Origin of the sequence: Saliniradius amylolyticus, assembly GCF_003143555.1 — a bacterium.
Taxonomy (GTDB): Bacteria; Pseudomonadota; Gammaproteobacteria; order Enterobacterales; family Alteromonadaceae; genus Saliniradius; species Saliniradius amylolyticus.
The window spans coordinates 59,639-82,761 of sequence record NZ_CP029347.1 but is presented as its reverse complement, the minus strand read 5'-3'; the positions used below and the strand labels follow the sequence as shown (position 1 = coordinate 82,761).

At 52.5% G+C, this 23,123-nt stretch carries 25 protein-coding genes; 6 read left to right on the top strand and 19 right to left on the bottom strand.

The features are described 5' to 3' along the window. The first annotated feature begins 10 nt into the window (after positions 1-10). Positions 11-1,078 carry a polysaccharide deacetylase family protein gene (locus HMF8227_RS00415; protein ID WP_109338294.1) on the top strand — a complete coding sequence of 356 codons (1,068 nt, stop codon included), beginning with the start codon at positions 11-13 and terminating at the stop codon, positions 1,076-1,078. Here HMF8227_RS00415 and HMF8227_RS00410 read toward each other — a convergent pair. From HMF8227_RS00410 to HMF8227_RS00390, 5 genes are read right to left on the bottom strand one after another with little or no spacing between them, the layout of a single operon-like run. Then, positions 1,075-1,707: an SCO family protein gene (locus HMF8227_RS00410; protein WP_109338293.1), complete on the bottom strand. Its 633-nt coding sequence runs from the start codon at positions 1,705-1,707 to the stop codon at positions 1,075-1,077. The two genes, HMF8227_RS00415 and HMF8227_RS00410, sit on opposite strands and share 4 nt — an antisense overlap. Next, on the bottom strand, positions 1,704-2,618 hold the full coding sequence (gene cyoE, locus HMF8227_RS00405; protein ID WP_109338292.1) for a heme o synthase: 915 nt from the start codon (positions 2,616-2,618) through the stop codon (positions 1,704-1,706). Before cyoE ends, HMF8227_RS00410 begins: the two co-directional genes overlap by 4 nt. A 16-nt stretch (positions 2,619-2,634) precedes the next feature. Beyond that, the gene (locus tag HMF8227_RS00400; RefSeq protein WP_109338291.1) at positions 2,635-3,609 is read right to left on the bottom strand and encodes a COX15/CtaA family protein; all 975 of its coding nucleotides are present in this window, start codon (positions 3,607-3,609) and stop codon (positions 2,635-2,637) included. Positions 3,610-3,618: 9 nt separating this feature from the next. Beyond that, positions 3,619-4,170, bottom strand: a complete 552-nt coding sequence (locus HMF8227_RS00395; RefSeq protein ID WP_109338290.1) for a hypothetical protein — start codon at positions 4,168-4,170, stop codon at positions 3,619-3,621. Positions 4,171-4,173: 3 nt separating this feature from the next. Next, positions 4,174-4,881, bottom strand: a complete 708-nt coding sequence (locus tag HMF8227_RS00390; RefSeq protein ID WP_162558430.1) for an SURF1 family protein — start codon at positions 4,879-4,881, stop codon at positions 4,174-4,176. Positions 4,882-4,905: 24 nt separating this feature from the next. Between HMF8227_RS00390 and HMF8227_RS00385 the strand changes: the two genes are divergently transcribed. Beyond that, positions 4,906-5,115 carry a DUF2909 domain-containing protein gene (locus HMF8227_RS00385; RefSeq protein WP_109338288.1) on the top strand — a complete coding sequence of 70 codons (210 nt, stop codon included), beginning with the start codon at positions 4,906-4,908 and terminating at the stop codon, positions 5,113-5,115. Position 5,116: 1 nt separating this feature from the next. Here the strand turns inward: HMF8227_RS00385 and HMF8227_RS00380 are convergent, their stop codons facing one another. The 5 genes from HMF8227_RS00380 to lexA form a co-directional block, all read right to left on the bottom strand. Beyond that, a complete protein-coding gene (locus tag HMF8227_RS00380) occupies positions 5,117-5,995 on the bottom strand; it encodes a cytochrome c oxidase subunit 3 (RefSeq protein ID WP_109338287.1) in 879 nt (292 codons plus the stop codon). A gap of 13 nt (positions 5,996-6,008) precedes the next feature. Further along, positions 6,009-6,563 carry a cytochrome c oxidase assembly protein gene (locus tag HMF8227_RS00375; RefSeq protein WP_109338286.1) on the bottom strand — a complete coding sequence of 185 codons (555 nt, stop codon included), beginning with the start codon at positions 6,561-6,563 and terminating at the stop codon, positions 6,009-6,011. A 2-nt stretch (positions 6,564-6,565) separates the two neighbouring features. Then, positions 6,566-8,155, bottom strand: a complete 1,590-nt coding sequence (ctaD, locus tag HMF8227_RS00370) for a cytochrome c oxidase subunit I (RefSeq protein ID WP_109338285.1) — start codon at positions 8,153-8,155, stop codon at positions 6,566-6,568. Positions 8,156-8,164: 9 nt separating this feature from the next. After that, positions 8,165-9,301: a cytochrome c oxidase subunit II gene (coxB, locus tag HMF8227_RS00365; protein ID WP_109338284.1), complete on the bottom strand. Its 1,137-nt coding sequence runs from the start codon at positions 9,299-9,301 to the stop codon at positions 8,165-8,167. A 359-nt stretch (positions 9,302-9,660) separates the two neighbouring features. Beyond that, the gene (gene lexA, locus HMF8227_RS00360; RefSeq protein WP_109338283.1) at positions 9,661-10,290 is read right to left on the bottom strand and encodes a transcriptional repressor LexA; all 630 of its coding nucleotides are present in this window, start codon (positions 10,288-10,290) and stop codon (positions 9,661-9,663) included. Between the two features lie 123 nt (positions 10,291-10,413). Here lexA and plsB point away from each other — a divergent pair, with 123 nt between their 5' ends. Further along, positions 10,414-12,855: a glycerol-3-phosphate 1-O-acyltransferase PlsB gene (gene plsB / locus HMF8227_RS00355; protein ID WP_109338282.1), complete on the top strand. Its 2,442-nt coding sequence runs from the start codon at positions 10,414-10,416 to the stop codon at positions 12,853-12,855. Between the two features lie 2 nt (positions 12,856-12,857). Here the strand turns inward: plsB and ubiA are convergent, their stop codons facing one another. Both ubiA and HMF8227_RS00345 read right to left on the bottom strand, forming a co-directional pair. After that, on the bottom strand, positions 12,858-13,721 hold the full coding sequence (gene ubiA, locus HMF8227_RS00350) for a 4-hydroxybenzoate octaprenyltransferase (RefSeq protein ID WP_109338281.1): 864 nt from the start codon (positions 13,719-13,721) through the stop codon (positions 12,858-12,860). After that, positions 13,718-14,269 carry a chorismate--pyruvate lyase family protein gene (locus tag HMF8227_RS00345; protein WP_162558429.1) on the bottom strand — a complete coding sequence of 184 codons (552 nt, stop codon included), beginning with the start codon at positions 14,267-14,269 and terminating at the stop codon, positions 13,718-13,720. Before HMF8227_RS00345 ends, ubiA begins: the two co-directional genes overlap by 4 nt. A 154-nt stretch (positions 14,270-14,423) precedes the next feature. Between HMF8227_RS00345 and HMF8227_RS00340 the strand changes: the two genes are divergently transcribed. After that, complete coding sequence (locus HMF8227_RS00340) at positions 14,424-14,828, top strand: flagellar basal body-associated protein FliL (protein ID WP_109338279.1); 405 nt, start codon at positions 14,424-14,426, stop codon at positions 14,826-14,828. Between the two features lie 7 nt (positions 14,829-14,835). On the opposite strand, the gene HMF8227_RS00335 is transcribed toward HMF8227_RS00340, so the two are convergent. The 4 genes from HMF8227_RS00335 to HMF8227_RS00320 form a co-directional block, all read right to left on the bottom strand. Next, positions 14,836-15,327 carry a hypothetical protein gene (locus HMF8227_RS00335; RefSeq protein ID WP_109338278.1) on the bottom strand — a complete coding sequence of 164 codons (492 nt, stop codon included), beginning with the start codon at positions 15,325-15,327 and terminating at the stop codon, positions 14,836-14,838. Between the two features lie 213 nt (positions 15,328-15,540). Continuing rightward, entirely contained in the window at positions 15,541-17,274 is a 1,734-nt protein-coding gene (locus HMF8227_RS00330; RefSeq protein ID WP_109338277.1) for a DUF885 domain-containing protein, read from the bottom strand. A gap of 82 nt (positions 17,275-17,356) precedes the next feature. Next, positions 17,357-17,680: a DUF1820 family protein gene (locus HMF8227_RS00325; protein ID WP_109338276.1), complete on the bottom strand. Its 324-nt coding sequence runs from the start codon at positions 17,678-17,680 to the stop codon at positions 17,357-17,359. A gap of 32 nt (positions 17,681-17,712) precedes the next feature. Further along, positions 17,713-18,285: a TetR/AcrR family transcriptional regulator gene (locus tag HMF8227_RS00320; RefSeq protein ID WP_109338275.1), complete on the bottom strand. Its 573-nt coding sequence runs from the start codon at positions 18,283-18,285 to the stop codon at positions 17,713-17,715. A 117-nt stretch (positions 18,286-18,402) separates the two neighbouring features. Between HMF8227_RS00320 and HMF8227_RS00315 the strand changes: the two genes are divergently transcribed. Next, positions 18,403-20,028, top strand: coding sequence for a M28 family peptidase (locus HMF8227_RS00315; protein ID WP_109338274.1), 1,626 nt, complete (start codon positions 18,403-18,405; stop codon positions 20,026-20,028). 57 nt (positions 20,029-20,085) lie between these two features. Here HMF8227_RS00315 and slmA read toward each other — a convergent pair whose 3' ends face one another. From slmA to coaBC, 3 genes are read right to left on the bottom strand one after another with little or no spacing between them, the layout of a single operon-like run. Further along, positions 20,086-20,676 carry a nucleoid occlusion factor SlmA gene (gene slmA / locus HMF8227_RS00310; protein ID WP_109338273.1) on the bottom strand — a complete coding sequence of 197 codons (591 nt, stop codon included), beginning with the start codon at positions 20,674-20,676 and terminating at the stop codon, positions 20,086-20,088. Positions 20,677-20,693: 17 nt separating this feature from the next. Beyond that, the gene (dut, locus tag HMF8227_RS00305; RefSeq protein ID WP_162558428.1) at positions 20,694-21,149 is read right to left on the bottom strand and encodes a dUTP diphosphatase; all 456 of its coding nucleotides are present in this window, start codon (positions 21,147-21,149) and stop codon (positions 20,694-20,696) included. Next, positions 21,142-22,350: a bifunctional phosphopantothenoylcysteine decarboxylase/phosphopantothenate--cysteine ligase CoaBC gene (gene coaBC / locus HMF8227_RS00300; RefSeq protein WP_109338271.1), complete on the bottom strand. Its 1,209-nt coding sequence runs from the start codon at positions 22,348-22,350 to the stop codon at positions 21,142-21,144. Before coaBC ends, dut begins: the two co-directional genes overlap by 8 nt. An 83-nt stretch (positions 22,351-22,433) precedes the next feature. Here coaBC and radC point away from each other — a divergent pair, with 83 nt between their 5' ends. Next, a complete protein-coding gene (radC, locus tag HMF8227_RS00295; RefSeq protein WP_109338270.1) occupies positions 22,434-23,108 on the top strand; it encodes a RadC family protein in 675 nt (224 codons plus the stop codon). Positions 23,109-23,123: the final 15 nt, after the last annotated feature.

Below are 23,123 nucleotides of genomic sequence, written 5' to 3'. Positions count from 1 at the left end.
GATTAAATTGATGACTGCGTATCGTTCAGTGCTGTTCTCTGTAATCGGGGCCTTGCTGGCAAGCCTGCCGCTTAAAGCCGAGCCCACCAAGTTCACCGAACACGGGGTGATTCTACAGTATCATCATGTGAGCACCAGTATGCCGGCTTCTACATCTATTTCACCTGAGGATTTCGAGCGCCATATGGCGTACCTGGATGAGCATCATCAGGTGATTCCGTTAAAAGTCATGGTGGAGTTGTTACAGGACGGTCAACCCCTTCCTCCCAAAGCAGTCGCCATCACTTTTGACGATGGCTATCGCAACATTCTCGATAATGGCCACCCTATCTTAAAAGAATATGATTTTCCCTACACCATCTTCATCAACCCGGCATTGATAGGCACCAGTCATCAGCAACTGGACTGGAAACAGGTAAAGGCCATGGCTAAGGAAAATGTGACCTTTGCCAACCACACCACAGACCATCGTCACCTGCTGGCCCGCCAGGATGGTGAAAGCCAACAGGCCTGGTTAAACCGGGTTAGTGAAGATCTTATAGCCGCCGAACGGCAGATCGAACAACAGCTTGGCTATAGCCTGAATTACCTGGCCTACCCCTATGGGGAGTTCAATCAGGACATCCAGGCTTTAATTGAAGAAATGGGCTATGTGGGCTTCGGTCAGCATTCCGGTGCCATCGCCAGCTACAGTGACTTTACGGCCTTGCCGCGTTATCCGGCGGCGGGAAATTATTCAAACCTCAATACCCTTAAGCTCAAGTTAAACAGTCTGGCTATGCCGATTACCTCAGAACCCCCGAAAGCCGCCCTGGCACATCAGCATTCTGCACCTGAGTGGTCAATCACTCTCGATTTGAGCGATATTCGCCCCCACCAGTTTGCCTGCTATTTTGGTGGCGACACGTTGTCGCTGAAGTGGCAAGAAGAACAGGTGCAAATTTCACTGCCCGAGTCGCTATCACCGGGGCGCAGTCGGGTGAACTGTACCGCTCCCAGCAAGCGTGACCATACCCGCTATTACTGGTACTCCCAACCATTTTTTGTCCCCACCGCAGACGGGCGCTGGCTGGACTAGTCCACCAGCACCGGCATATCGGCCAGGATATGGTTCGGATTGACCACCGCCAACTGACCTGGCCGACTCTCAGGTTTAAAGCGACCCACCACCTGAGCTTTCGGATTTAGCAGCACCACAGAACCGCTGTGATCCACCAGGTAGTCGTTATCGTCGGTGCTTTGCGACATGGCGTACATCATGCCCAGACTGCGCACAAAGGGGAACAGCTCCTTGTGAGGCCCCGTAACGGCCTGGAACTCGGAGTTGAAAAACGCTCCGTACTCAGCCAGTCGCTCAGGCGTATCCCGCTTAGGGTCCACAGAAACGAACAGTACCCGTATTGGTTGATCAGAAGGCAGTTGCTGCAACTGTTCGTAAATGCGATTTAAGGCCGCCATGGTGGTGGGACAAATGTCCGGGCAATAGGTATAGCCGGTAAAGGCGAGTGTCCACTGTCCCTCAAGCCATTGGCCCGGCTTAACGGTATCACCTTGGGCGTTGACCAGTTCCACTTCCGCCAGCTTCCGCGGCTGAGGGTAGCTGCTAAGATGTTGAGGGTTTGAAGGAGCAGCCAGATTCAGCGCCAGCCAGATACCCAGAATCAGGGCAACCAGGGGGATGCCCCAAAATAACCATTTCTGCTTCATAGCGATACCGGAATATAGTGATCGATTAATAACACCACAAACAACACCATCAAATGAAGGATCGAAAACTTAAAGGTGGTCATGGCGATCTTAGTCTCCGAGTCCGGAGCCAGCTTCAGTTTCACAGCGTAATACAGAAAGCCGGCATTCAGCGCCGTCGAACCAAGCAGATAGATCCCATGACTCATCCCCACCAGATAAGGCAGCAAGCAAATAAGGCTGAGCAGCAGAGTGTAAAGCAGTACAGAAGTCTTGGTGTAGGCGATGCCATGAGTTACCGGCAGCATGGGGACCTTGGCCCGGGCATAGTCCTTATGTCGATGGATAGCCAGGGCCCAAAAGTGCGGAGGTGTCCAGGTAAAGACGATCAGCACCAGCAGTAGTGCATGAGGGTGGATCTCCCCTGTCATAGCCGTCCAACCTAGCAGCGGCGGAGCGGCACCCGCCAGACCACCAATGACGATATTCTGCGGTGTTGCTCGCTTCAAGTACACGGTATAGATAAAGGCATACCCGACCAAACTGGCCAAGGTTAATAAGGCAGTAAGGCGGTTGACGGCTTGATCCAACAGGATATACCCAGCGACTGCCAGCGCGGCGGCGAAGCTCAGTGCCTTTACAGGGCTGACTTTGCCTTTGGAAACTGGTCTGTGATAGGTGCGGGCCATCTTGGCATCGATCTGACGGTCAGCCACATGGTTGATCACCGCGGCCGCGGCCGACAGGGCACCGATGCCTGCTAACCCCGCTATAATTGGCTGCCATGCCAGCCAGCCCGGTGTTGACAGACACATACCCACCAATGCAGTAAGCAACAGCAGCAATACCACATTGGGCTTAGTCATCTCATAGTAATCCCGCCAGCTACCCTGTGAATGGGTCGACTGAGATAAAGCCGCCGATTTCGCCATACTCCGCTCCTAACTCTTATGTTTTCCGCAGCAGGGTGTAGTTGATATACACCAGGCTAAGTAACAATAACGCCGCCACTCCATTGTGGGCAACGGCCACTCCCAAAGGCAAGGCAAAGACCACATTGCTAACCCCCAAAATCACCTGAACGCCCAGCAAGGTAACCATCAACAGCGCGGCGCGGCGCATCATCACCGAAATGGAACGGCGATAGAGCTTAAGCGCCAGCCACGACAAATAAATAAAGGCCACAATTGCACCAAAGCGATGCATCACATGCATGGTCATGCGTTCCTGATAGTCATGGGTGCCGTATTCATAATTCGCAGCTTCCCCAATGCTGTATGCCCCTGCCATGTCCAGATTGCTGGCCCAGTTCCCTTCACAGAACGGCAACTCAGTACACGCCAGCGCGGCATAGTTTGCTGATACCCAGCCACCCAGCGCAACCTGTCCTATGAGAATCACTAAGCCCAGCAAACTGTACCTGGCCAGCGGACGAACCCGAGGGTCTCCGCCGGGAATTCGATAGTCGGACAAGCGTAAGTACAGTAAAAATAAACCGGACAATACTGCAAAACCGCCCAGCAAATGACCCATCACCACCACCGGCATGAGTTTCATGGTCACCGTCCACATCCCCAATGCCGCCTGAAAGATCACCAACATCAGCAGCGCCAGCGGTAACTTGCGGGGGTGTTGTGGCTCTCGGCGATGCAAGCTCATCAACGCAATTACCAAGATGATTAAGCCAAGGGCGCCGGCGAAATACCGGTGTATCATTTCGTTCCAGGCTTTATGAGTCTCTAAGGGGCGCTCGGGAAATGCCTGCTCGGCGATGTCCCTATGTTCGTCCTGAGGCACAGCTAGAAATCCATAACACCCTGGCCAGTCCGGGCAGCCCAATCCAGCATCGGTTAAACGGGTGTAAGCGCCTAAAAGCACCACAACCACAGCCAGACACAATGCTGTCAGGACGATCTTTTTCATGGAGTCTTCCTATCCGATCCGCGATAGCTTAAGCAATTTCTTCATATCAGAGAGAATGTCTCTGCTGCTGAGCACCGCTTGTTGTTTTTGTTGTTTTAACGGGTAGCGCAATATTACCTGCCCCAGTGTATCGACAATGAAAATACCATTGGCGGACTGAGCTTTAAACACTTTATTAACATCTTTACGATTAGCCGCCTGCAGACGAATATGGCCCAGTTCTTTGATGGCCTGTCGGGCCTTCGCCATTTCCGACTCTGGCACTAGCACTAAGGGTTCTACCCGATCTTGCTCCCGCCCCAATGCCAGCCATACCTGATGAATGGCGTATAGGGCATTGTTGCAAGCCTTATCACAGGACTCAGGCAGAACATAGAGCAGGCGCCATTTGGGGTCATCAGGCTGGTCTAAGACGCTGAGGTCCAATGGGGGCTCAACAAGAGTGCCTTTATTGGTGACACCTCGATTAAACCAATCGCCTTGCAAGGCAAAATAGGCCAGAACGACGGGCAGAATAAATACTGCCGCTAATGCCAACAGGTTTTTTCGACTCGCTTTCACTGCTTACCTCTTCGATTGATGGCGCTTGCGCCAAGCCACTATAAATATCACCACTGCCGCCAGTGCCAGACCAAACCACTGTACCGCGTAGCCCACGTGTTTTTGCGCTGGCATGGTTACCGGCCGCCAGTTAGATGCCAGACCAAAGCGCTCAGGCTCACCGGCCTGAACAATGAAGTTCATCAAGGGTCGCTCCAGAAGCTCTTCAAGACGGGAGATGTTCGGTTGCTGAACCCGTAATGGCCAGCCAGAGTCTTGTCCCATTTCCCGGCTTAAGGGACTGCCGCTGGGCTGAGTTATTACCCCTTTCAGAGACACAACACCTTGGGGCACACTCACGTCAGGAAGCTGATCGCGATAGGCTGGTGCCGCCAGCCATCCCAGGTTCACCAACAATGTTTTGTCGTCCGTTACCATTGGCACGATGACCTCGTAACCTACCTGACCATCAAGCACCCGGTTATCCCAGTAAATCAAACGCCCTTTGAGAAGCGCTCCACGCACTTGCAGCGGATAGTCGCGTATATCACCATTAAGTTTGCTAACATCTTCTAAAGAGAGTGGCGTGGTTTGCTCTCGCTCGGCAAGTTGCTCGGCCCGCAGGCGTTTCTGTTCTGCTCGCTCCAGTTGCCAAAAGCCCAGACGCAGCAAAATAGCCACTGCCACCAAAGTGACCACCAACGCCCTGATTGGTAAGGCGCTCAGTTTCATCGGCATAAGCCTGAGGAGAAAAACGTGCTGGTTAAAGTGATCATCGTGACGTTACTGCTTGTCATGATTTACAACCTGTTTAGGGCCATGCGCCTGATGCTCAAACATGAACCGGGCCGACGCTCTATGACTCAATTTATCGGCCGCCGGGTGATGTTATCGGCGGCCATTATTCTATTTATTATTCTGGCCGTGGCACTGGGCTGGATCCAGCCCAATCCAAGACCTTACTGACTCAAAGTATATAAACAAAAACAAACAGGATAACCCAGACCACATCTACAAAGTGCCAATACCAACTGGTGGCCTGGAAGGCAAACTGGTTATCCTTATTGAAATGCCCTTTGAGTACCCGGAAAAACATCACGATCAGCATGATGGTACCCAGAGTCACATGCATTCCGTGAAATCCAGTCAACATAAAGAAGGTGTTGCCATAGACGCCGGACTGCAAGGTCAGATTCATCTCACGATAGGCATGGACATACTCTTCCACCTGCAACGTTAGGAAGATAAGGCCCAGCACAATGGTCGTCCCCAGGAACCATTTCAGTTTAGCTCGTTTGCCCTCTTCGAGCGCAACATGAGCAAAGTGAGCGGTCACTGACGAGGCTAATAATATCACAGTGTTATACAGCGGCAGTCCGAACCAACCCATCGCCGTGGTTTCCGTGCCACCAGGGGTTTGAACCAGTGGCCACATCGCCTCAAACCCAGGCCACAAGACCTCGTTAGTCATGGCGTTGTTGGAGGCACCACCCAACCAGGGCACCGCGATCATGCGGGTGTAAAACAGCGCGCCGAAGAAAGCCGCAAAGAACATGACCTCGGAGAAGATAAACCAGGCCATGCCCTGACGATAGGAACGCCCGAGCTGTGCGCTGTACAAGCCTGACATGGACTCATCAATCTGGTTCTTAAACCAGCCGATCAGCATCACTAACATCAAGGCAATGCCTGCAATCAGGGTCCAGCCGCCATAACCGGTCTTGTCCGATGTGGATTCCACCACAAAGTTGCCGGCCCCTACGGCGATTAAAAATAACGCCACCGCGCCCACAATGGGCCATGGACTTTGGGCAGGCACATAATATTTTTCGTGTTGTTGTGACATCTTGCTCTCCGAGTTAGCCCCCGTTCATCGCTACGGCCTGCGACGATTCGGATACGTCATAAAAGGTGTAAGAAAGAGTAAAAAACTGAATATCCTCAGGCAGTTGTGGGTCGATATAAAACTTCATCGGCATCACGGCTTCGCTGCCCGCTTTCAGCGGCTGCTGGTTAAAACAAAAACACTCGGTCTTGTTCAGATACAGCGCGGCCGTGCCAGGCGATACCGAAGGCACCGCCTGGCCAATAATGTCTCGCTGGGTAGGGTTACGCACATAAAACTCCACCATCGCCATCTCGCCGGGGTGTACCGTCATCTTGCGGGTCCTGGCTTCAAACTCCCAAGGCATACCGGTGTTAGTGCGGGTTATAAACTCCAGCGTGATCGTTCGAGACTCATCCACTTCCTGACCTTCATAAACCGCCGCAGTGGTGTTGGTCTTGCCATTAATACCGGTGATGTCGCAAAAAACGTCATACAAAGGCACTAAGGCAAAACCAAATCCAAACATACCGACGACGATAGCAACTAATTTCACCACCATGCGGGTATTGTTCTGCGGCTGGCTCATGGTTATTTCACCTCCGGTGGAGTGTCAAAGGTGTGGTAAGGCGCCGGTGAGGGCACTTCCCACTCCAGGCCTTCGGCACCGTCCCAGACCTTGGCGGGCACCTGCTCACCCTTCTTCTTACAGGCTTTAATGACCAACGCCAGGAAGAAGAGTTGCGACAGACCGAAGGCAAAGCCGCCCACGCTGATCCATTGGTTAAAATCGGCAAACTGTAGCGAGTAATCCGGGATCCGGCGTGGCATGCCTGCCAGCCCCACAAAGTGCATGGGGAAGAACAGCACGTTCACCGAAATCAACGAACTCCAGAAATGCCAGCGTGCCAGAGACATGTCATACATCACCCCGGTCCACTTGGGCAGCCAATAATAGGTTGCCGCCATCAGCGAAAATATCGCCCCAGTGACCAGTACATAGTGGAAGTGTGCCACGACAAAGTAAGTGTCATGGTATTGGAAGTCCACCGGTGTAATGGCCAGCATTAGCCCCGAGAAACCACCGATGGTAAACAGCACGATAAAGGCCAGGGCAAACATCATCGGCATCTCGAAGCTGATGGAGCCTCGCCACATGGTCGCGACCCAGTTAAACACTTTCACCCCGGTGGGAACCGAGATCAGCATAGTGGCGAACATGAAAAACATCTCGGCAAATAATGGCATGCCCGTGGTGAACATATGGTGCGCCCAAACCACAAATGACAATAAAGCGATTGAGGCCGTCGCGTAAACCATAGAGCTGTAGCCGAACAGCTTCTTACGGGAGAAGGTGGGTACGATCTGCGAGATAATGCCGAACGCTGGCAGAATCATAATGTAAACCTCGGGGTGCCCAAAGAACCAGAAAATATGCTGGAACATCACAGGGTCACCGCCCCCGGCCGCATCGAAAAAGCTGGTACCGAAGAACTTATCGGTCAGAACCATGGTCACCGCACCTGCCAGAACCGGCATTACTGCAATCAGCAGGAAGGCGGTGATTAGCCAGGTCCATACGAATAACGGCATCTTCATCAGGGTCATGCCCGGAGCACGCATATTGAAGATGGTCACGATCACATTGATGGCACCCATGATCGAGGAGATACCCATGATGTGCACCGAGAACACAAACAGCGCCGTGCTGTCGTTACTGTACGTGGTGGATAACGGCGCATAGAAAGTCCAGCCAAAGTTAGGACCACCACCTTCTAAAAACAGCGAGCCGATCAAAATGGCAAACGCAAACGGCAGGATCCAGAAACTCCAGTTGTTCATGCGCGGTAGCGCCATATCCGGCGCACCGATCATCATTGGAATCATCCAGTTGGCCAATCCGGTAAAGGCGGGCATCACCGCGCCAAACACCATAATCAGGCCATGGACCGTGGTCATCTGGTTAAAGAAATTGGGGTCAACAATCTGCAGACCGGGTTGAAACAGTTCGGCCCGTATCACCATGGCCATACTGCCGCCCACCAGAAACATGATGAAAGCGAACCACAGGTATAAGGTGCCAATGTCTTTATGGTTAGTAGTAAACAGCCAACGCGTTATACCGCCTGGCTTGTGATCATGATGCTCATCGTGATGCAGGTCATCTGCTACAGTGCTCATTGGATTCTCCTATTCGCCAGTCATCAGTGCGTTGACGTCTTTTGCCTGTACGGTCTCGCCGGTGTTATTACCCCAAGCATTACGCTCGTATGTAATGACTGCGGCCAGCTCCTTCAGACTCAGCTGTTTGCCGAAAGCCTGCATGGAAGTACCCGAAACGCCATTAACCACGATGTCGATATGCTTTTGCATGTCTTCCAGTACAATCTGACTTCCTTTCAAAGCCGGGAAGGCACCGGGCAGACCCTCACCGTTGGGCTGGTGACAGGCAGCACAGGCTGATTGATAAACTCGCTCGCCGAGATCCATCAGCTCATCCATTTCCATATTCATGGCCAGCAACTTCTGTTCTTCTTCTTTCTGCTTGCGCACAATAGCTTCTTGCTCGCTCAGCCATTGTTGATATTCGGCAGGCTCTTTGGCGATCACCACCACAGGCATAAAACCGTGGTCCTTGCCGCAAAGCTCGGCACACTGGCCGCGGTAAATGCCAGGCTCATCCACTCGGGTCCAGGCCTCGTTGATAAAGCCTGGGTTGGCGTCTTTCTTAACGGCAAAATCAGGCACCCACCAACTGTGGATCACATCGTCGGATGTGATCAGGAAACGCACCTTACGGTCTGTGGGGATCACGAGAGGACGATCGACCTCTAGCAGATAGTTTTCGCCTTTATCAAATTTGTTACTGATCTCTTCGGGACGCGTAGCCAACAGGGAGTAATAGTCCACATTGGAATCCATGTATTTGTAATGCCACTTCCATTGGGAGCCGGTTACCAATACGGTCACATCAGGCTTGCTGGTGTCCTCCATGGCAATGAGCGTCTTGGTCGCGGGTACAGCCATACCGACCAGAATCAGGAAAGGCACCACAGTCCATGCAATTTCCACCTTAACACTCTCGTGGAAGTTAGCCGGTTTGGCCCCTTTGGACTTACGGTGAAAGATCAAGGCATACAACATGGCCCCGAATACAATGACCCCGATCACCACACAGATCCAGAATATGGTCATATGCAGGTCATAAACCTGACCGCTGATATCTGTGACCCCCTGGCGCAGGTTCAGATTACTTCGCTGCTGTTCAGCACCAGCAGCAAAGCTGATGAGTGTACTAAATAGCGCAGTGATTACACTTCTGCCCACGTGACATCTCCTCTGTCAGAAGTTAACGCTGTCTGATGTCCGCCGGTAGCAGATCACCAACGGGTTTTCGTTAAGAAAACCGCAGCATTGTTATTTTTCTGTTAAAAGCGGTATAAGAATTGCGCAAACAGGGGGGCAATGTCCAGCCCTTTATGGATAAAAATACATCAGGCGATGAATAAATAGCCAGATCCCCTGTTTTCATCAAGGTCCAAGCTAAGTATTTAAAATATGAAGTTTTTTCGACAGTGCGGATTTTACCTCGATGCAGCTCCGAGGCGGTTGGGTCAAGACAATCATTCAACGACAGACTCCCACCTCTGCCATTGAATGATCATACTTATTGGTAAGGTCCTGAGTTAATTCCAACTCTGATTGCGGATAACACCTACCGCAATACCTTCGATGGCGAACGGCTGACTGGCCAGATCCACCTTAATAGGCGCATACTGCTCATTTTCGGCGTGCAATAGAATCTGGGTTTTGCCTTTGCGCTCCAGACGTTTGACAGTGACGTCTTCATCCACACGGGCTACCACAACCTGACCGTTATGCACATCCACCGTGCGGTGTACCGCCAGCAAGTCACCGTCCAGAATACCGATATCTTTCATACTGTCACCGTTAACACGCAGTAAAAAGTCGGCATGGGGGCGGAATAGCTGAGGGTCCACCTGATAATGACTTTCCACATGCTCCACCGCCAATATAGGCTCACCGGCCGCCACGCGCCCAATAAGCGGCAACCCTTCCGCTTCCGGCTCAGGCTCGTCAATAGGAGTCAGCAGCCGTATCCCTCTGGAGGTGCCCGGCATGATCTCAATGGCGCCCTTGCGGGCCAGAGCCTTAAGGTGTTCTTCAGCCGCATTAGCCGACTTAAAGCCTAAACGCCGGGCGATTTCGGCCCGTGTTGGCGGCATACCCGTGTCGGCGATGTTGTCTTTAATCAGTTGCAGGATTTCCTGCTGTCTTGGAGTTAGCGGTCGCATAGCCTGTCTTTCCATACAGTTTTACTGTCAGTATATCCAGTTGTTAGTAAATCGCAAGTCGCGACAATTTTTACCTCAGATGCTATGCTTCGCGCACTCTTATGGCGAAGGAAGTAACGACAAATGAGCTGGCTACAGCGATTCTGGCTGACGCTGGTTAGTATCCCTAACCGATTACTGGTACGGACCAAGACCATTCCCGCGGATATAGAAGAAGAATTAGGCATCGATCCTAATCGTCCGGTGTTGTACCTGTTAAATACCCGATCCTCCAGTGATCTGTTGGCACTGAGAAACAGCTGCCGCGACAAGGGTCTGACCGATCCAACGGACAGGGTCACTCTGGCCGCTCAAACCTTTCCTGCCACGGTGTATTTAAACAAGCCACAGGGGTTGTTCTCTCGTAAAGTGGCCGCGACCGATGCCGCGAACCGTTTCAGCGAATTGATGAACCTGCAGCGTCAACATCCGGAGCTGGACTTTCAAATTCTGCCGGTATCGGTTTTTTGGGGGCGTGCTCCCGGCAAGACAACCTCAGGCTGGACCGAGCTATTGGCGGACCGCGCAGCACCCAGCTGGCTGAGAAAGTTATTGATTGTATTATTTCTGGGTCGGGATAACGCCGTCTGCTTCAGTCGTGCAGTATCGTCACAGCGTATTGCACAGGATAAAGGTACCGATATTCAGGTAGCCCACAAGCTTATCCGCGTGGCACGCACCCACTTTTACCGGCGCAGCGAGTCTATGACCGGCCCCAGGCTGATCAGCCGCGAACAATTGCAAAATGCCATTCTCGGTAGCCCGGCCGTGAAAGCTGCCATTGCCGAAGAGCATAAGGGCAAGAAGGTGTCTGTGGACGAAGCCCGCCAACGGGCCAGAAGTTACCTGACGGAAATTGCCGCCGATTATCGTGAGGGACTGATACGCCTGGCCGACCGACTTCTCACCCGGGTCTGGAACAAGATCTACAATGGCATCGAAGTCCACAACGCAGCCCGGGTCAGGGAGCTGGCGCGCAAGGGACATGAGATCGTCTATGTGCCCTGTCACCGAAGCCATATGGACTACTTACTACTGACCTATGTGATCTATCATGAAGGCCTGGCCACACCTCATATTGCCGCCGGTATCAACCTGAACTTCTGGCCTGTGGGTGGTATCTTTCGTCGGGGCGGCGCTTTTTTCCTGCGCCGAAGCTTCGGCGGCAACAAGCTCTACACCGCCGTATTTAAGGAATACCTTCAATTTCTTTTCGACCGCGGCTACCCGGTCAAGTACTACCCTGAAGGTGGACGCAGCCGTACCGGCCGACTGCTACCTCCCAAAACCGGAATGCTCGCCATGACCTTACAGGGAGTACTACGCGGCACCCGTCGTCCTGTGACACTGGTCCCCGTTTACATCGGCTATGAGAATGTGATGGAGCTAGGCAGCTACCTGAAAGAGCTTAAGGGTAAAAACAAGCAGAAAGAGTCTTTCGGTCAGGTTTTCTCGGCCCTGCGTAAGCTTAAAAATTACGGCCATGGCTATCTGAACTTTGGCGACCCAGTGACTCTTAACTCATTCCTGGATGAGCAGGTGCCTCAGTGGCGTGACACCGAAGACAGTGATAAAAAGCCCTCCTGGATGAACCCGGCGGTCAGCGCGTTAGCTCAGACCATGATGCACCGAATCAACCAGGCGGCTTCAGTCAACGGCATGGCTCTGGTGTCACTTTGCCTGCTGGCGTCTGAGAAACGGGCACTTACCGACAAAGAACTAACCTATAGTCTCGAACAGTTTATCGACTTATTGACCCAGGCTCCCTTTAGCAGGGATATTTCCCTACCAGAGCAAGATGCGGCCGAAGTATTGGAGCATGTGGTCAGTCTGAATAAGCTGACGGTAACCCATAACGAATTCGGGCGAGTACTGGCGCTGGATGATTATAACGCCATCATTCATACCTACTACCGCAATAACATCCTGCATCTGTTTGCCGTTCCCGGACTGATCGCGGCTATTTGTATCGCCCACCATGGCGCCGAACGCACGACCATTATGACCCTCATTGAGCAGCTCTATCCTCTGCTCAGGCGTGAGCTCTCCATTTATATGGATACCGGCCAGGCCGTGGAGTACGCCGAAACGATGCTGAAAACCCTCAAGCAAATGGGCTTACTGGAGCAGCGCGGCCCCAAAGTATTTCCGGCAAGCCGCACGTCCAACGCCTATGGCGCATTGAATATTCTGAATCAGACCATCCAGCCCACGTTACAGCGTTATGCATTGGTGCTCACCCTGATGGAAAAACATCGCAACCTGAGCCGGAATGCGCTGGAGAAAGAGAGCCGACGCCTTGCGGAACACCTGTCGGTGGTCAACGGCCTGAATGCACCTGAGTTCTACGACAAGAATGTGCTGGCGACCTTCGTAAACAGCCTTAAAGAGCAGGAGTTACTGGCCGAAACCGATGATGGAGGTTATCGACATTCAGCCGAAAGCAGTGAGTTGCAGAAGCAGGTACTGGCATTGATCGATCCAAGCGTAGCGGTTCATTTAAATGAGCTGCTACAAGAAGCCTAGATCTACAGACTAAGATCGGCGATCAGGCCAAGGCCGATCGCCATCCCCACATAATGGTTATTCAGAAAGGCTTGAAAGCACCGCTGAGGTTGCCGCTCTCGAATTAACCACTGCTGGTAAAGGCTAAAGCCTGCAGCCACCAGCAGCCCAGACCAGTAAGGCCAGCCCAGGCTTAAATGCTCACCCAAGCCAGCCATAATGCCGAGAAACGCCAGTTGCATCAGCGCGATGGCCGCTCTGTCAAAACGCCCAAAGGCAATGGCGGTGGACTTCACCCCGACCTTACGGTCATCGTCTCTGTCCGCCATGGCATAGGCGGTGTCGTAAGCCACCGTCCAGATCACATTGGCACCATACAGCCACCAAGCCCAGCTGGGTATCTGCTGCTGAACGGCCATAAAGGCCATGGGAACGGCCCAGCTAAAGGCAGCCCCCAGAACCACCTGCGGAAAATGCGTATACCGCTTCATAAAGGGATAGCAAGCTGCCAGTAGCAGCGCACCTATCGATAACACGACAGTCTGCCAGTTGAGCAGCAACACCAGCGCAAAGGCCAGCATTACCAGTAGGATGAAAAGCTGTAAGGCTTCCGGTGGACTTACCCGACCGGTTGCCAACGGACGATCCTTGGTGCGTTGAACGTGACCATCAATATGGCGATCGGCGTAGTCGTTGATCACACAGCCAGCCGAGCGCATTAAAAATACCCCAGCTAAGAACACCAGCAGGACATCAATCGGAGGCAGGCCGTCGGCGGCCAGCCACAATGCCCAAAGAGTAGGCCATAAAAGTAAGTACACACCCACAGGCTTCTCGACTCGCATCAGTTGGCTGTAGGCACGCCAATGGGACAACGATAAGATCATCTGGGGCTCCAGAGTTTATAGGCCGGACACTGTGGTAAGAATATCTCTGCCACCATCACACGCCAGTGTTGGTAGCAAAATAGCGAACGACGTCCGAATAACCGGTGTTTCGATTCACAGCCCAGTGTCTCGAGCAGATTCGGAGCCTCCAGTTGACAAAGCTCGAAGGGACGACGTTCAAACAGATGGTCATTAAACAAAATTCGGCCCAATGACTGACTTCCCAGAGCCGCAAAAGGCCCGTCCTCAGTCAGGGCTTTCGGCAATACAGAGCGCGCGGCCACCCACGGCTGACCATCGCCACGCAGAATCACTTCCCGTACGACGCTCAACTGGGAACCTATGATCTCAAGCTCATCGGCGCTGAGCTGAGTTTTCTGCTGACCCAACAGCTGCACTTCAAAGTGTCGGCAATGGGCTTGCAAGCGCTCGGTCAGAGAGCCGGTATCCTGCAACCAGTTTTTTAGGTGCGCCTCCGGTACAACTACCTCATTGGCGGTGTGCCAGTGAGGCGCTACAGGTAATGGAAATAAAGGACTGTTACTCAACTTCGCGTTCTGACTGATGGATTTAGCAGCCTCAATAGTAACAATAGCCTCAGGGTAGGAGCCAGCAAATGCTGGTTTAGCGAGGGTATTTATTGATAAACTGATACTCAGGCCCCGGATATCAGGGGGATATTACCGACCAACGGGACTCGATATGACCACTGCAATGCTGAGATATACGTTGTTTGCCATCGTCACTCTGGTGGCTTTTGCTTCCCCAAAAGCCCACGCGACCGCTTATTTCGGACTGGAGCCAGATATCGTAACGAACTATCTGGGGCAGGACAGTAAGAAGCTCGGCTTCGTGCGCGTGTCCATTGAGCTAATGCTGGAAGATGCCTCTTATCTGGAGGTGGCACAGCACCATACACCGCTTATGCGAGCAACTGCCATCGATATCTTCGGGCAACAGCCTGAAAACAAGGTAAAGTCTCTGGTAGGACGGGAGGAGATCCGCAAAGACATCCTCCGCAATTTACGTAACCTGATGGAAAAAGAAACCGGCGCCCCGATGATTGAAGATGTGATTTTCACCAAGTATCTTTATCAGGGCTCCTGAGGCTTTATTAACTGGCGTTTGCCAAAGACGGAGCTTCCTGGAAACTCGTTAGCAAATTGCAAACACGAGTAAAACCTGCCACCTGATTGCTGCTCCATGCGTTACGAACCTCGCCGCGCTGCAGTGATATGAACCGCTGAATGTCTTCCAGAGGCGTCTGACTGCGAGTCGCCACCTTGTTCATGGCCGCAGAGACACTCAGTTGTTTGTCCACGCAGCTGAGTATGACAAAGCAGTAGTGACTGACTATAATACGGCTTTTCTCATACCTCTCGGCATTCACCCAGCCAGCCTGATACGCCATTTCCAGCCTGTCCAGATACTGCTGTTGCAGTTGCTCTGCGGTCTCGGTGAGATGGCCGAGAATCTCACGTTTGCGCTTGTCTGCTTGCTGACTATAGTACAACGCCTGGCGAAGTTGAGCCTGCATGCCCTGGCAGCGAACCATAAAAAAACACGCCAACAGAATCGCAACGCCAATAATCGTGTAGAGGATCATCGAATCGCCTCAAAAGTAACCCAACAATATTAACGATAAAACGGCAACAAAGTTCACCCTTGAAGGCCGCAACTTCAGGTCTATTTTATCTCAAGGAAAAGTACCAATCCACTTTAACGGCTGAGTTCACAGGCGTGTAATGCGCTGCTATGTCAATAAGGGCGCGCTCCGAAGACAAAGGCCAGCCGTATTCGACTGACCGGGTCATATTAACTATTGGTGCTGCTCTATAAAACGAGTCATGTGTTGCTCTAAGGCCGATAACGGAATGGCGCCGTTTTCCAATAAGGCATCGTGAAAGGCGCGTAGATCAAAGTCATTACCCAGCGCCTGCTCCGATTCCCAGCGAAGGCGTTTAATCGTAATCTCGCCAATCTTGTAAGACAGAGCCTGTCCAGGCCAGGAAATATAACGGTCGATCTCGGTGGTCACATTGTGCTCCGACAGAGCGGTGTTCTCGAGCATGTAGTCGATGGCTTCCTGTCTGCTCCAGCCTTGCATATGCATCCCTGTATCTACCACCAGCCGACAGGCACGCCACATCTCGTAGCTTAGCCGGCCAAAATCATCGTAAGGGGTCTCGTAGTAGCCCATCTCCTTGCCCAGGTATTCCGAGTACAGGCCCCAACCCTCACCAAAAGCCGAAATATAGGTATGACGACGCACTGGCGGCAGATGGTCCATCTCCCGTGCCAGTGCATTTTGCAGATGATGCCCCGGTACCGCCTCGTGCAAGGTCAGTGCAGGCAGGGCATAGAGAGGTCGCTTATCCAGCGCATAGGTATTGACCCAGTAATAGCCAGGTTGATCGTCTCGGGTGGGACCAATATAGCGGCCCGTGGTGTACTTGGGCGCAATGCTGTCCGGAACCGGGGCGACGCCGTAGGGTGTGCGGGGAAGTTTATAAAATAACTTAGGCAGGATCGCATCGGCCTTCTTGGACAAGTAAGCGGCCTGTTTGAGTAGCGCCTTAGGGCTCTCAGCATAAAACTGCTTATCGGTGCGCAAGAAATGAATAAATTCAGCATGAGAGCCGTCAAAGCCGGCCTGCTGCATCACCCTGGCCATCTCAGCGCGTATGCGCTTGACCTCTTGCAGACCAAGCTGATGGATCTCGTCCACGGTCATATCCGTGGTGGTGTAATGACGAGCTCGGTTGGCGTAGAAGGCCTTGCCCTGGGGCCAGTGCTCAATACCGACGCTGTCTCTGGCGTTGGGGATATACTGCTCTGTCAAGAACTCGTAATAGCTCTGATAAGCAGGCATCACTTCGGAGGCGATAATCTGTCTGGCCGTGGTAGCCCATTGACTGAACTGAGATGCTTGCGCCCATACTGGCCGTTGTTTAAAGGGTTCAAAAAACACGCTGTCTTCCGGATCGTCATGAATAAAGGCACTCACTGACGATTCATACCCCTGTAACACCACTTTGGGTTGCGTGAGCCCAGTTTGAAGGCCCTGCTTCATCCAGTAAATGTTTTGTTCAAACAACCGAGGCAACGCCTTGAGGCGACGGAGGTAATTCTTTACATCCTCAGCCGCAGCCATTTTGATGCGATTGGGCAAATAGGCAATGCTACGATGGAAACCGTCTTCCGACTTCAAGGGCACATAGTGCTGATTAAAGTCGTATTTATCCACCAGATTCTGCAACCGATAGCGCTGCATACTGATGTTGAGCCGTTCATCGAAAGACCGTTCTGCGCTGTCCAGTTCTGCTAGCCGCTGCAAGTACTCTGCCGCCTGATCGCGCTGACGTTTAAGCGCTTCTGGCGACCGATCCGCCAACAAATGGTCATAGTCGTGCACTCCCAAAGAAGTGGCGGTCACTGGCGCGATTCTTAACTCAAATTGCCAGATTTCGTCCAGTAAACGGTCTAATGAGCTCTGAGCCTGAGCCACCAGACTGAAGCAAACTGAAAAGATGAGTAGCAAAATGATGCGCACGGCATTCTCCGAAAAGCAAAAGGCGATAGGCCTTACTTATCAAACTTTGGTGGAAAAGGGAAAAGCAGTACGCCGGGCAGCGTCAATTTTTAGGTGTATAAGCCGGCTGCGGGAATGGGGTCACCTTGTCACCCAGCTCGGTTACCTTCGCGCTACCCCGGTGCTTTACCTGATCGATGCGCAGCACATTATGCATGGGAATATAGGTACGCTCGACACCTTCAAACTCAGACTTCAATTTTTCTTCACTCGGGTCAACGACCACGCCGCTACGATTATCCCAGACGAAGTCACCGATCTCTACAAAGCCAAACATAGCCCCCTGGGCGACCTCACGGACATAAAGCTCGTAGCGCTCGGCGTTACTGATAAACTGTACTCGATAAACCGACTTAGACTGACTCATAGACACCACTTTGAGAAATGTGGGCGGTGATTTTAACTCTTTTGCACCGCGCCTAACAACGCTTTCGTTGCCAAGTGCAACTCATCGGTGGTGCCCGCCAGCACCGCATTCACGGCAAAACCCTGCACATAACTGGTGAGCTGCAAGGCCGTGGACTCTAGGTTAATGCCCGCGTTAATCTCTCCGTGTTGCAAGGCCTTTTCGAGGCAGCCGATAAAGCCGATCTGCAAGCGATCCAAATAGTGCCGCCCCAGGCTTCGAATTTCACCGTCATCGTAGCCCAGCTCAGTGACCATGTTGATCAGCAAACAACCACGCCCTTGGATCAACTGGACATATTCGCGGAAAAATTGCTCAACAGACGCCAGACCATGATTATGTTCCAGGTGCGCAACCACCGGCTCCAGCCGTTGGCTCTGATAATGTTCGATCACTCGGTATAAAAACTGCTGCTTACTGCCAAACTCCAGATAGAACCCCCGACGATTAAAGTCGGTTCGGGCGATAATCTCATCCATCACCGCACCGTGGTATCCATGCTCGATAAACACATCGACGGCGTTTGATAACACTTCATCAAGATCGTACAGGGCTTTTCGTGGCATTTTTCATTTCCAGAATGTTTGTTCTTAGCAAGGTTAGTGAGCTTTGTAGGAAAGTCAAACTGGTATCCCGGCTTCGGCTCGGGTAAGGTCTTGCGGTCAAACATCAAGAGGATGCCTATGAAACCTATTATTCTTCTCGCCGCTGTGACAGGACTGGTCAGCAGTACTCTGTCTGTGGCGGCAACCAGCAACCCTGAGGCCGATGCTGAACGAATTCGCGCCCATGTGGAATTTCTCGCCGACGATCTGCTTCGGGGTCGGGACACCGGTAGTCGGGGACATCAGATCGCCACCCGCTATATTGCCTCGGAATTCACCCAGCTGGGCCTGGAACCCGCCGGAGAAGACGGTACCTTCTTCCAGACCGTGCCCTTCCGTCAGGCCTACCTGAAGCAAGAATCGCCTCGACTGGTGCTCAGTAGCGACCATGCAAAGCTGGCGTTGGATTACCCCAAAGACTATTTAACCGGCCCCAGCACCGTGTATCAGGAAGCGCACGTTTCCGGTGAAATGGTATTTGCCGGCTATGGTATAGTCGCCCCGGAACTTGAGCATGACGACTATGCCGACCTTGATGTAGACGGCAAGGTTGTAGTGATTTTATCCGGTAAGCCCGCTCATTTTCCCAGTGAAGAAGGCGCCCATTTCGCCTCCGGCCACGAGAAAGGCAAACATGCGGCTCAGCGCGGCGCCATCGGCATAGTCAGCATTACTACGCCTACCATTGAAAAAATCCGACCTTATCAGTCACGCCTGAACTATCTGCATACTCCCAGTTTAAGAACGCTGGATGAAAGCGGTGAGCCAGTCAGCGTATTCCCTGAGATCAAGAACAGCGCTTTTTTCAGCAAGAAGGCCGCAGAACAATTGTTTGCTCACGCCCCGATGAGCCTGGATGAGATCTACGCCGCTATTGAACAGGGCAATACACCAGCGGGCTTTGCCTTACCCGTATCCATCGATTTCAGCAAGAGCAGCACCCATGAGCGCATCGAGAGCGATAACGTGGCCGCCATTTTACCCGGCTCAGATCCTGAGCTAAAAAATGAGTATGTGGTTTACAGCGCCCACTCCGATCACATCGGTATCGCCAAAACCGTGAAGAAAGACAAGATCAACAATGGCGCCATGGATAACGCCACCGGCACTTCGGTGCTATTGGAAACGGCTCGCCTGTTCACTCAGATGCCCAAGCCCCGTCGCTCCATTCTTTTTGTGGCGGTGACCGCTGAAGAAAAAGGCTTGTTAGGTGCCGATTATTTTGCCCGCAATCCCACGGTGCCCGGTGATGCGATGGTAGCCAATGTGAATCTGGATATGCCCATCCTCAAATACCAGTTTGAAGATGTGATCGCCTTTGGTGCCAACCACTCGGACCTACAACACAATGTCGCCGATGCCGCCGAGCAAATGGGGCTGTCGCTGGCTGAAGATCCCTGGCCAGAACAGGCACTGTTTACTCGTTCCGATCACTATATGTTCGTTAAGCAAGGTGTACCCTCCGTGTTCCTGGTGCCTGGCTTTACCGCCAAAGGCGATAAGAGTGGTGAGGACTACTTTAAGGAGTTTTTGGGCAGCGATTATCACAAACCGTCGGACGAAGTGAATGAGGACTTCAACTGGCAAGCCGCCACCCTGTTTACTGAGGTGAACCTGCGCATCGGCCGCAGCATTGCCAACCAGGACCAGCGCCCGGCCTGGTTCGACGGCGACTTCTTTGGCAACACTTTCGCTGGTAAGTAAACCTTTCTGCGTATAAAAAAAGCGCCACTGCGGCGCTTTTTTATGTCTTTATTCAGATTAAGCCAGCAGCTGCTGTTTAATCAGATGCCACTGCTCGGCAAAGTGTTCTGTTGGGCGCCGCTTAAATTCGCTGCGAATAAACTGATTGATACGGCCATCGGCAAAGCAGATCAATAAGTTGGCGATATGGCCTTCATCGGCCACCAGCGCCTTACCATCACGCAACTTACTTTCTCTTAATACCTGTTTAAGCTGAGTCTCCAGGCGTTCAAATAACTGAGCAATACGGCCACGTAAGCGATCCTGCTCACCCAGTAAGGCGTCACCATTAATTAAACGCGCAATACCGGGGTTTTTCTCAGCAAACCCTAACAATAAATGCAGGATATGCTGACAGCGTACGGCGGTGTCTTTCTCATCATCCAGGATTTTATTGATACGCGAAAACAACGTCTCTTCAATAAACTCGATAAGGCCTTCAAACATCCGCGCCTTACTGGGGAAGTGCCGATATAATGCCGCTTCTGAGACGCCGACTTCAGCCGCCAGCTTGGCGGTGGTGATGCGCTGACCCGGACTGGTTTCCAGCATGTGCGCCAGACATTGCAATATCTGCGCACGACGATTAGGTTTTTTAGTTGTTGCCATCTTGTGTTCCTATCGCATTAACTGCGGCCGGACGAGCCAAAGCCGCCCTCACCCCGTTGACTCTGTTCAAAATCTTCAACCACATTAAAACTGGCTTGGATCACCGGCAAGATCACCAGCTGGGCGATTCGATCCCCTGGCTCGATCACAAAACTGTCCTGCCCACGGTTCCAAACTGACACCATCAGTTGTCCCTGATAGTCCGAGTCAATCAGTCCCACCAGGTTACCCAACACGATGCCATGCTTATGGCCAAGGCCAGAGCGAGGCAAAATGGTGGCGCAAAGGCCAGGATCATCAATATGGATGGCTATGCCGGTGGATAACAATTCGGTTTGACCCGGCTCAAGCTTCAGCGGGCCATCCAAACAGGCTCGCAAGTCCATGCCCGCAGAGCCAGCGGTGGCATAATCCGGTAGGGGGAATTCTTTACCGACACGGCTATCCAGTATTTTTATATCGATTTTATGCATGATTCTGATTATTTTTATAATGTTGAGCGATTAAGTCCAATAGCGCCTGAGCCAACGTACTTTTGTCGGTACAAGGCAACTCGGCTTCACCGTTTTGCCATAACACCGTCAGTGCATTGAGATTAGTGTTAAAACCGCGGTCCGATGCAGAGACATCATTAGCGGCAATCATATCCAGTCGCTTCTTTTCCAGCTTCTGGCGCGCGTAATGGGCGACATCCTGTGTTTCAGCGGCAAAGCCCACGGTAAAAGGCCGCTTGGGAAGAGCGGCTACTTCAGCCAGAATATCAGGATTCTTTATAAAAGTAAGTGTTAACTTATCTTTGGATTTTTTGATTTTCTGCGGCTCATTTTGCTCCGGCCGATAGTCCGCAACGGCAGCACAACCGATAAAGATATCGGCGTTCTCAACTTCAGTCATCACCGCTTCATGCATTTGCTGGCAGCTTTCCACCTCGATGCAGTTGACCCCGACAGGAACGGACAGGGCCACGGGCCCACTGACCAAAGTGACCTGAGCGCCCATCCGGGCAGCTGCATGAGCAAGGGCATACCCCATTTTGCCGGAGCTTTGGTTGGTCAGATAACGTACCGGGTCCAAGGCCTCACGGGTGGGACCGGCGGTAAGCAGTACTTTGACCCCGGCTAGCTTTCCGGAAACCGGCGCCGACAGTGCCGCAACAATCTGTTCAGGCTCCAGCATACGTCCCGGACCGACATCACCACAGGCTTGTTCGCCAGAGGCTGGGCCCAGCAGAGTTACGCCCCGTTGTTTGAGCGTTGTCAGATTATCCTGCGTTGCCTGCGCCCCATACATTTGCTGATTCATTGCCGGACAGAGGGTAATTGGCGCGGCGGAAGCCAGGCACAAGGTCGTTAAGAGGTCATCCGCCATACCATGAGCCAGCCGGGCAATCACATTGGCGCTGGCTGGTGCAATCAGAATTTGATCGGCCCATTTGGCCAGTTCAATGTGCCCCATAGCCGCTTCGGCGTCTTTGTCTAAAAGACTGTCATGCACCGACAGACCCGACACCGCCTGTAAGGAAAGGGCGCTGACGAATTCGGCGCCAGAGGGCGTCAACACAACCCGGACCTCGGCCCCGGCTGCCTTTAATTTGCGCACTAAATCGGGCGTCTTATAGGCGGCTATACCGCCGCTGACCCCTAATAAAATACGTTGGCCTTGTAACTGGTCCATGGCTAAGCGTTCGTTAGATGAATGCTTTTAGCCTATCATTATTACCTCAATGGATCTTGTATTTTCACCGCCAAGGAGGCCGTATGAAACTCACCGACTGGCCAGACAGCGAACGCCCCAGAGAAAAGCTGATACACCAAGGCCCCGGGAGCCTGTCGGACGCCGAGCTGCTGGCGATTTTTCTACGCACCGGCTTACCCGGGACCAATGTCGTAGACCTGGCTCGTCAGCTGATCGATTCCTTTGGGGGACTTAGACCGATATTAAATGCCACGGAAGAGCAATTCTGCGCTGCCAAAGGCCTTGGCCAGGCCAAATACGTTCAGTTGCAAGCGATATTGGAGATGGCCAGACGGCACCTGCAGCAACGTCTTGAACGGGATTCCATATTCACCAAGGTCGAGGACACCCGCGATTATCTGGTCGCCCAGATGCGCGATCTTCCCAACGAAGTCTTTGCACTATTGCTACTCGACAGTCAGCACCGGCTAATCCAGTTTAAGCCGGTATTTTATGGCACTATCGACAGCGCCACCGTTCACCCCAGAGTATTGGTCAAACTGGCGTTGGATACACATGCTGCCGCCGTCATCCTCGCCCATAATCACCCCTCTGGCGTGGCTGAGCCCAGCCAGAGCGACCGCCAAATTACGCAGCGTATTAATGACGCCATGACACTGATGGACATTCGGGTACTGGATCATTTTGTGATTGGCGATGGCGATGCGGTATCATTCGCCGAAAGAGGCTGGTTGTAGTCCTAACTTATACTG

Coding starts and splice junctions, on each gene's coding strand:
- HMF8227_RS00415 (WP_109338294.1), top strand. CDS start 11: ATGACTGCGTATCGTTCAGTGCTGTTCTCTGTAATCGGGGCCTTGCTG.
- HMF8227_RS00410 (WP_109338293.1), bottom strand. CDS start 1,707: ATGAAGCAGAAATGGTTATTTTGGGGCATCCCCCTGGTTGCCCTGATT.
- cyoE (WP_109338292.1), bottom strand. CDS start 2,618: ATGGCGAAATCGGCGGCTTTATCTCAGTCGACCCATTCACAGGGTAGC.
- HMF8227_RS00400 (WP_109338291.1), bottom strand. CDS start 3,609: ATGAAAAAGATCGTCCTGACAGCATTGTGTCTGGCTGTGGTTGTGGTG.
- HMF8227_RS00390 (WP_162558430.1), bottom strand. CDS start 4,881: ATGAAACTGAGCGCCTTACCAATCAGGGCGTTGGTGGTCACTTTGGTG.
- HMF8227_RS00380 (WP_109338287.1), bottom strand. CDS start 5,995: ATGTCACAACAACACGAAAAATATTATGTGCCTGCCCAAAGTCCATGG.
- HMF8227_RS00375 (WP_109338286.1), bottom strand. CDS start 6,563: ATGAGCCAGCCGCAGAACAATACCCGCATGGTGGTGAAATTAGTTGCT.
- ctaD (WP_109338285.1), bottom strand. CDS start 8,155: ATGAGCACTGTAGCAGATGACCTGCATCACGATGAGCATCATGATCAC.
- lexA (WP_109338283.1), bottom strand. CDS start 10,290: ATGCGACCGCTAACTCCAAGACAGCAGGAAATCCTGCAACTGATTAAA.
- plsB (WP_109338282.1), top strand. CDS start 10,414: ATGAGCTGGCTACAGCGATTCTGGCTGACGCTGGTTAGTATCCCTAAC.
- ubiA (WP_109338281.1), bottom strand. CDS start 13,721: ATGATCTTATCGTTGTCCCATTGGCGTGCCTACAGCCAACTGATGCGA.
- HMF8227_RS00340 (WP_109338279.1), top strand. CDS start 14,424: ATGACCACTGCAATGCTGAGATATACGTTGTTTGCCATCGTCACTCTG.
- HMF8227_RS00335 (WP_109338278.1), bottom strand. CDS start 15,327: ATGATCCTCTACACGATTATTGGCGTTGCGATTCTGTTGGCGTGTTTT.
- HMF8227_RS00325 (WP_109338276.1), bottom strand. CDS start 17,680: ATGAGTCAGTCTAAGTCGGTTTATCGAGTACAGTTTATCAGTAACGCC.
- HMF8227_RS00320 (WP_109338275.1), bottom strand. CDS start 18,285: ATGCCACGAAAAGCCCTGTACGATCTTGATGAAGTGTTATCAAACGCC.
- HMF8227_RS00315 (WP_109338274.1), top strand. CDS start 18,403: ATGAAACCTATTATTCTTCTCGCCGCTGTGACAGGACTGGTCAGCAGT.
- slmA (WP_109338273.1), bottom strand. CDS start 20,676: ATGGCAACAACTAAAAAACCTAATCGTCGTGCGCAGATATTGCAATGT.
- dut (WP_162558428.1), bottom strand. CDS start 21,149: ATGCATAAAATCGATATAAAAATACTGGATAGCCGTGTCGGTAAAGAA.
- coaBC (WP_109338271.1), bottom strand. CDS start 22,350: ATGGACCAGTTACAAGGCCAACGTATTTTATTAGGGGTCAGCGGCGGT.
- radC (WP_109338270.1), top strand. CDS start 22,434: ATGAAACTCACCGACTGGCCAGACAGCGAACGCCCCAGAGAAAAGCTG.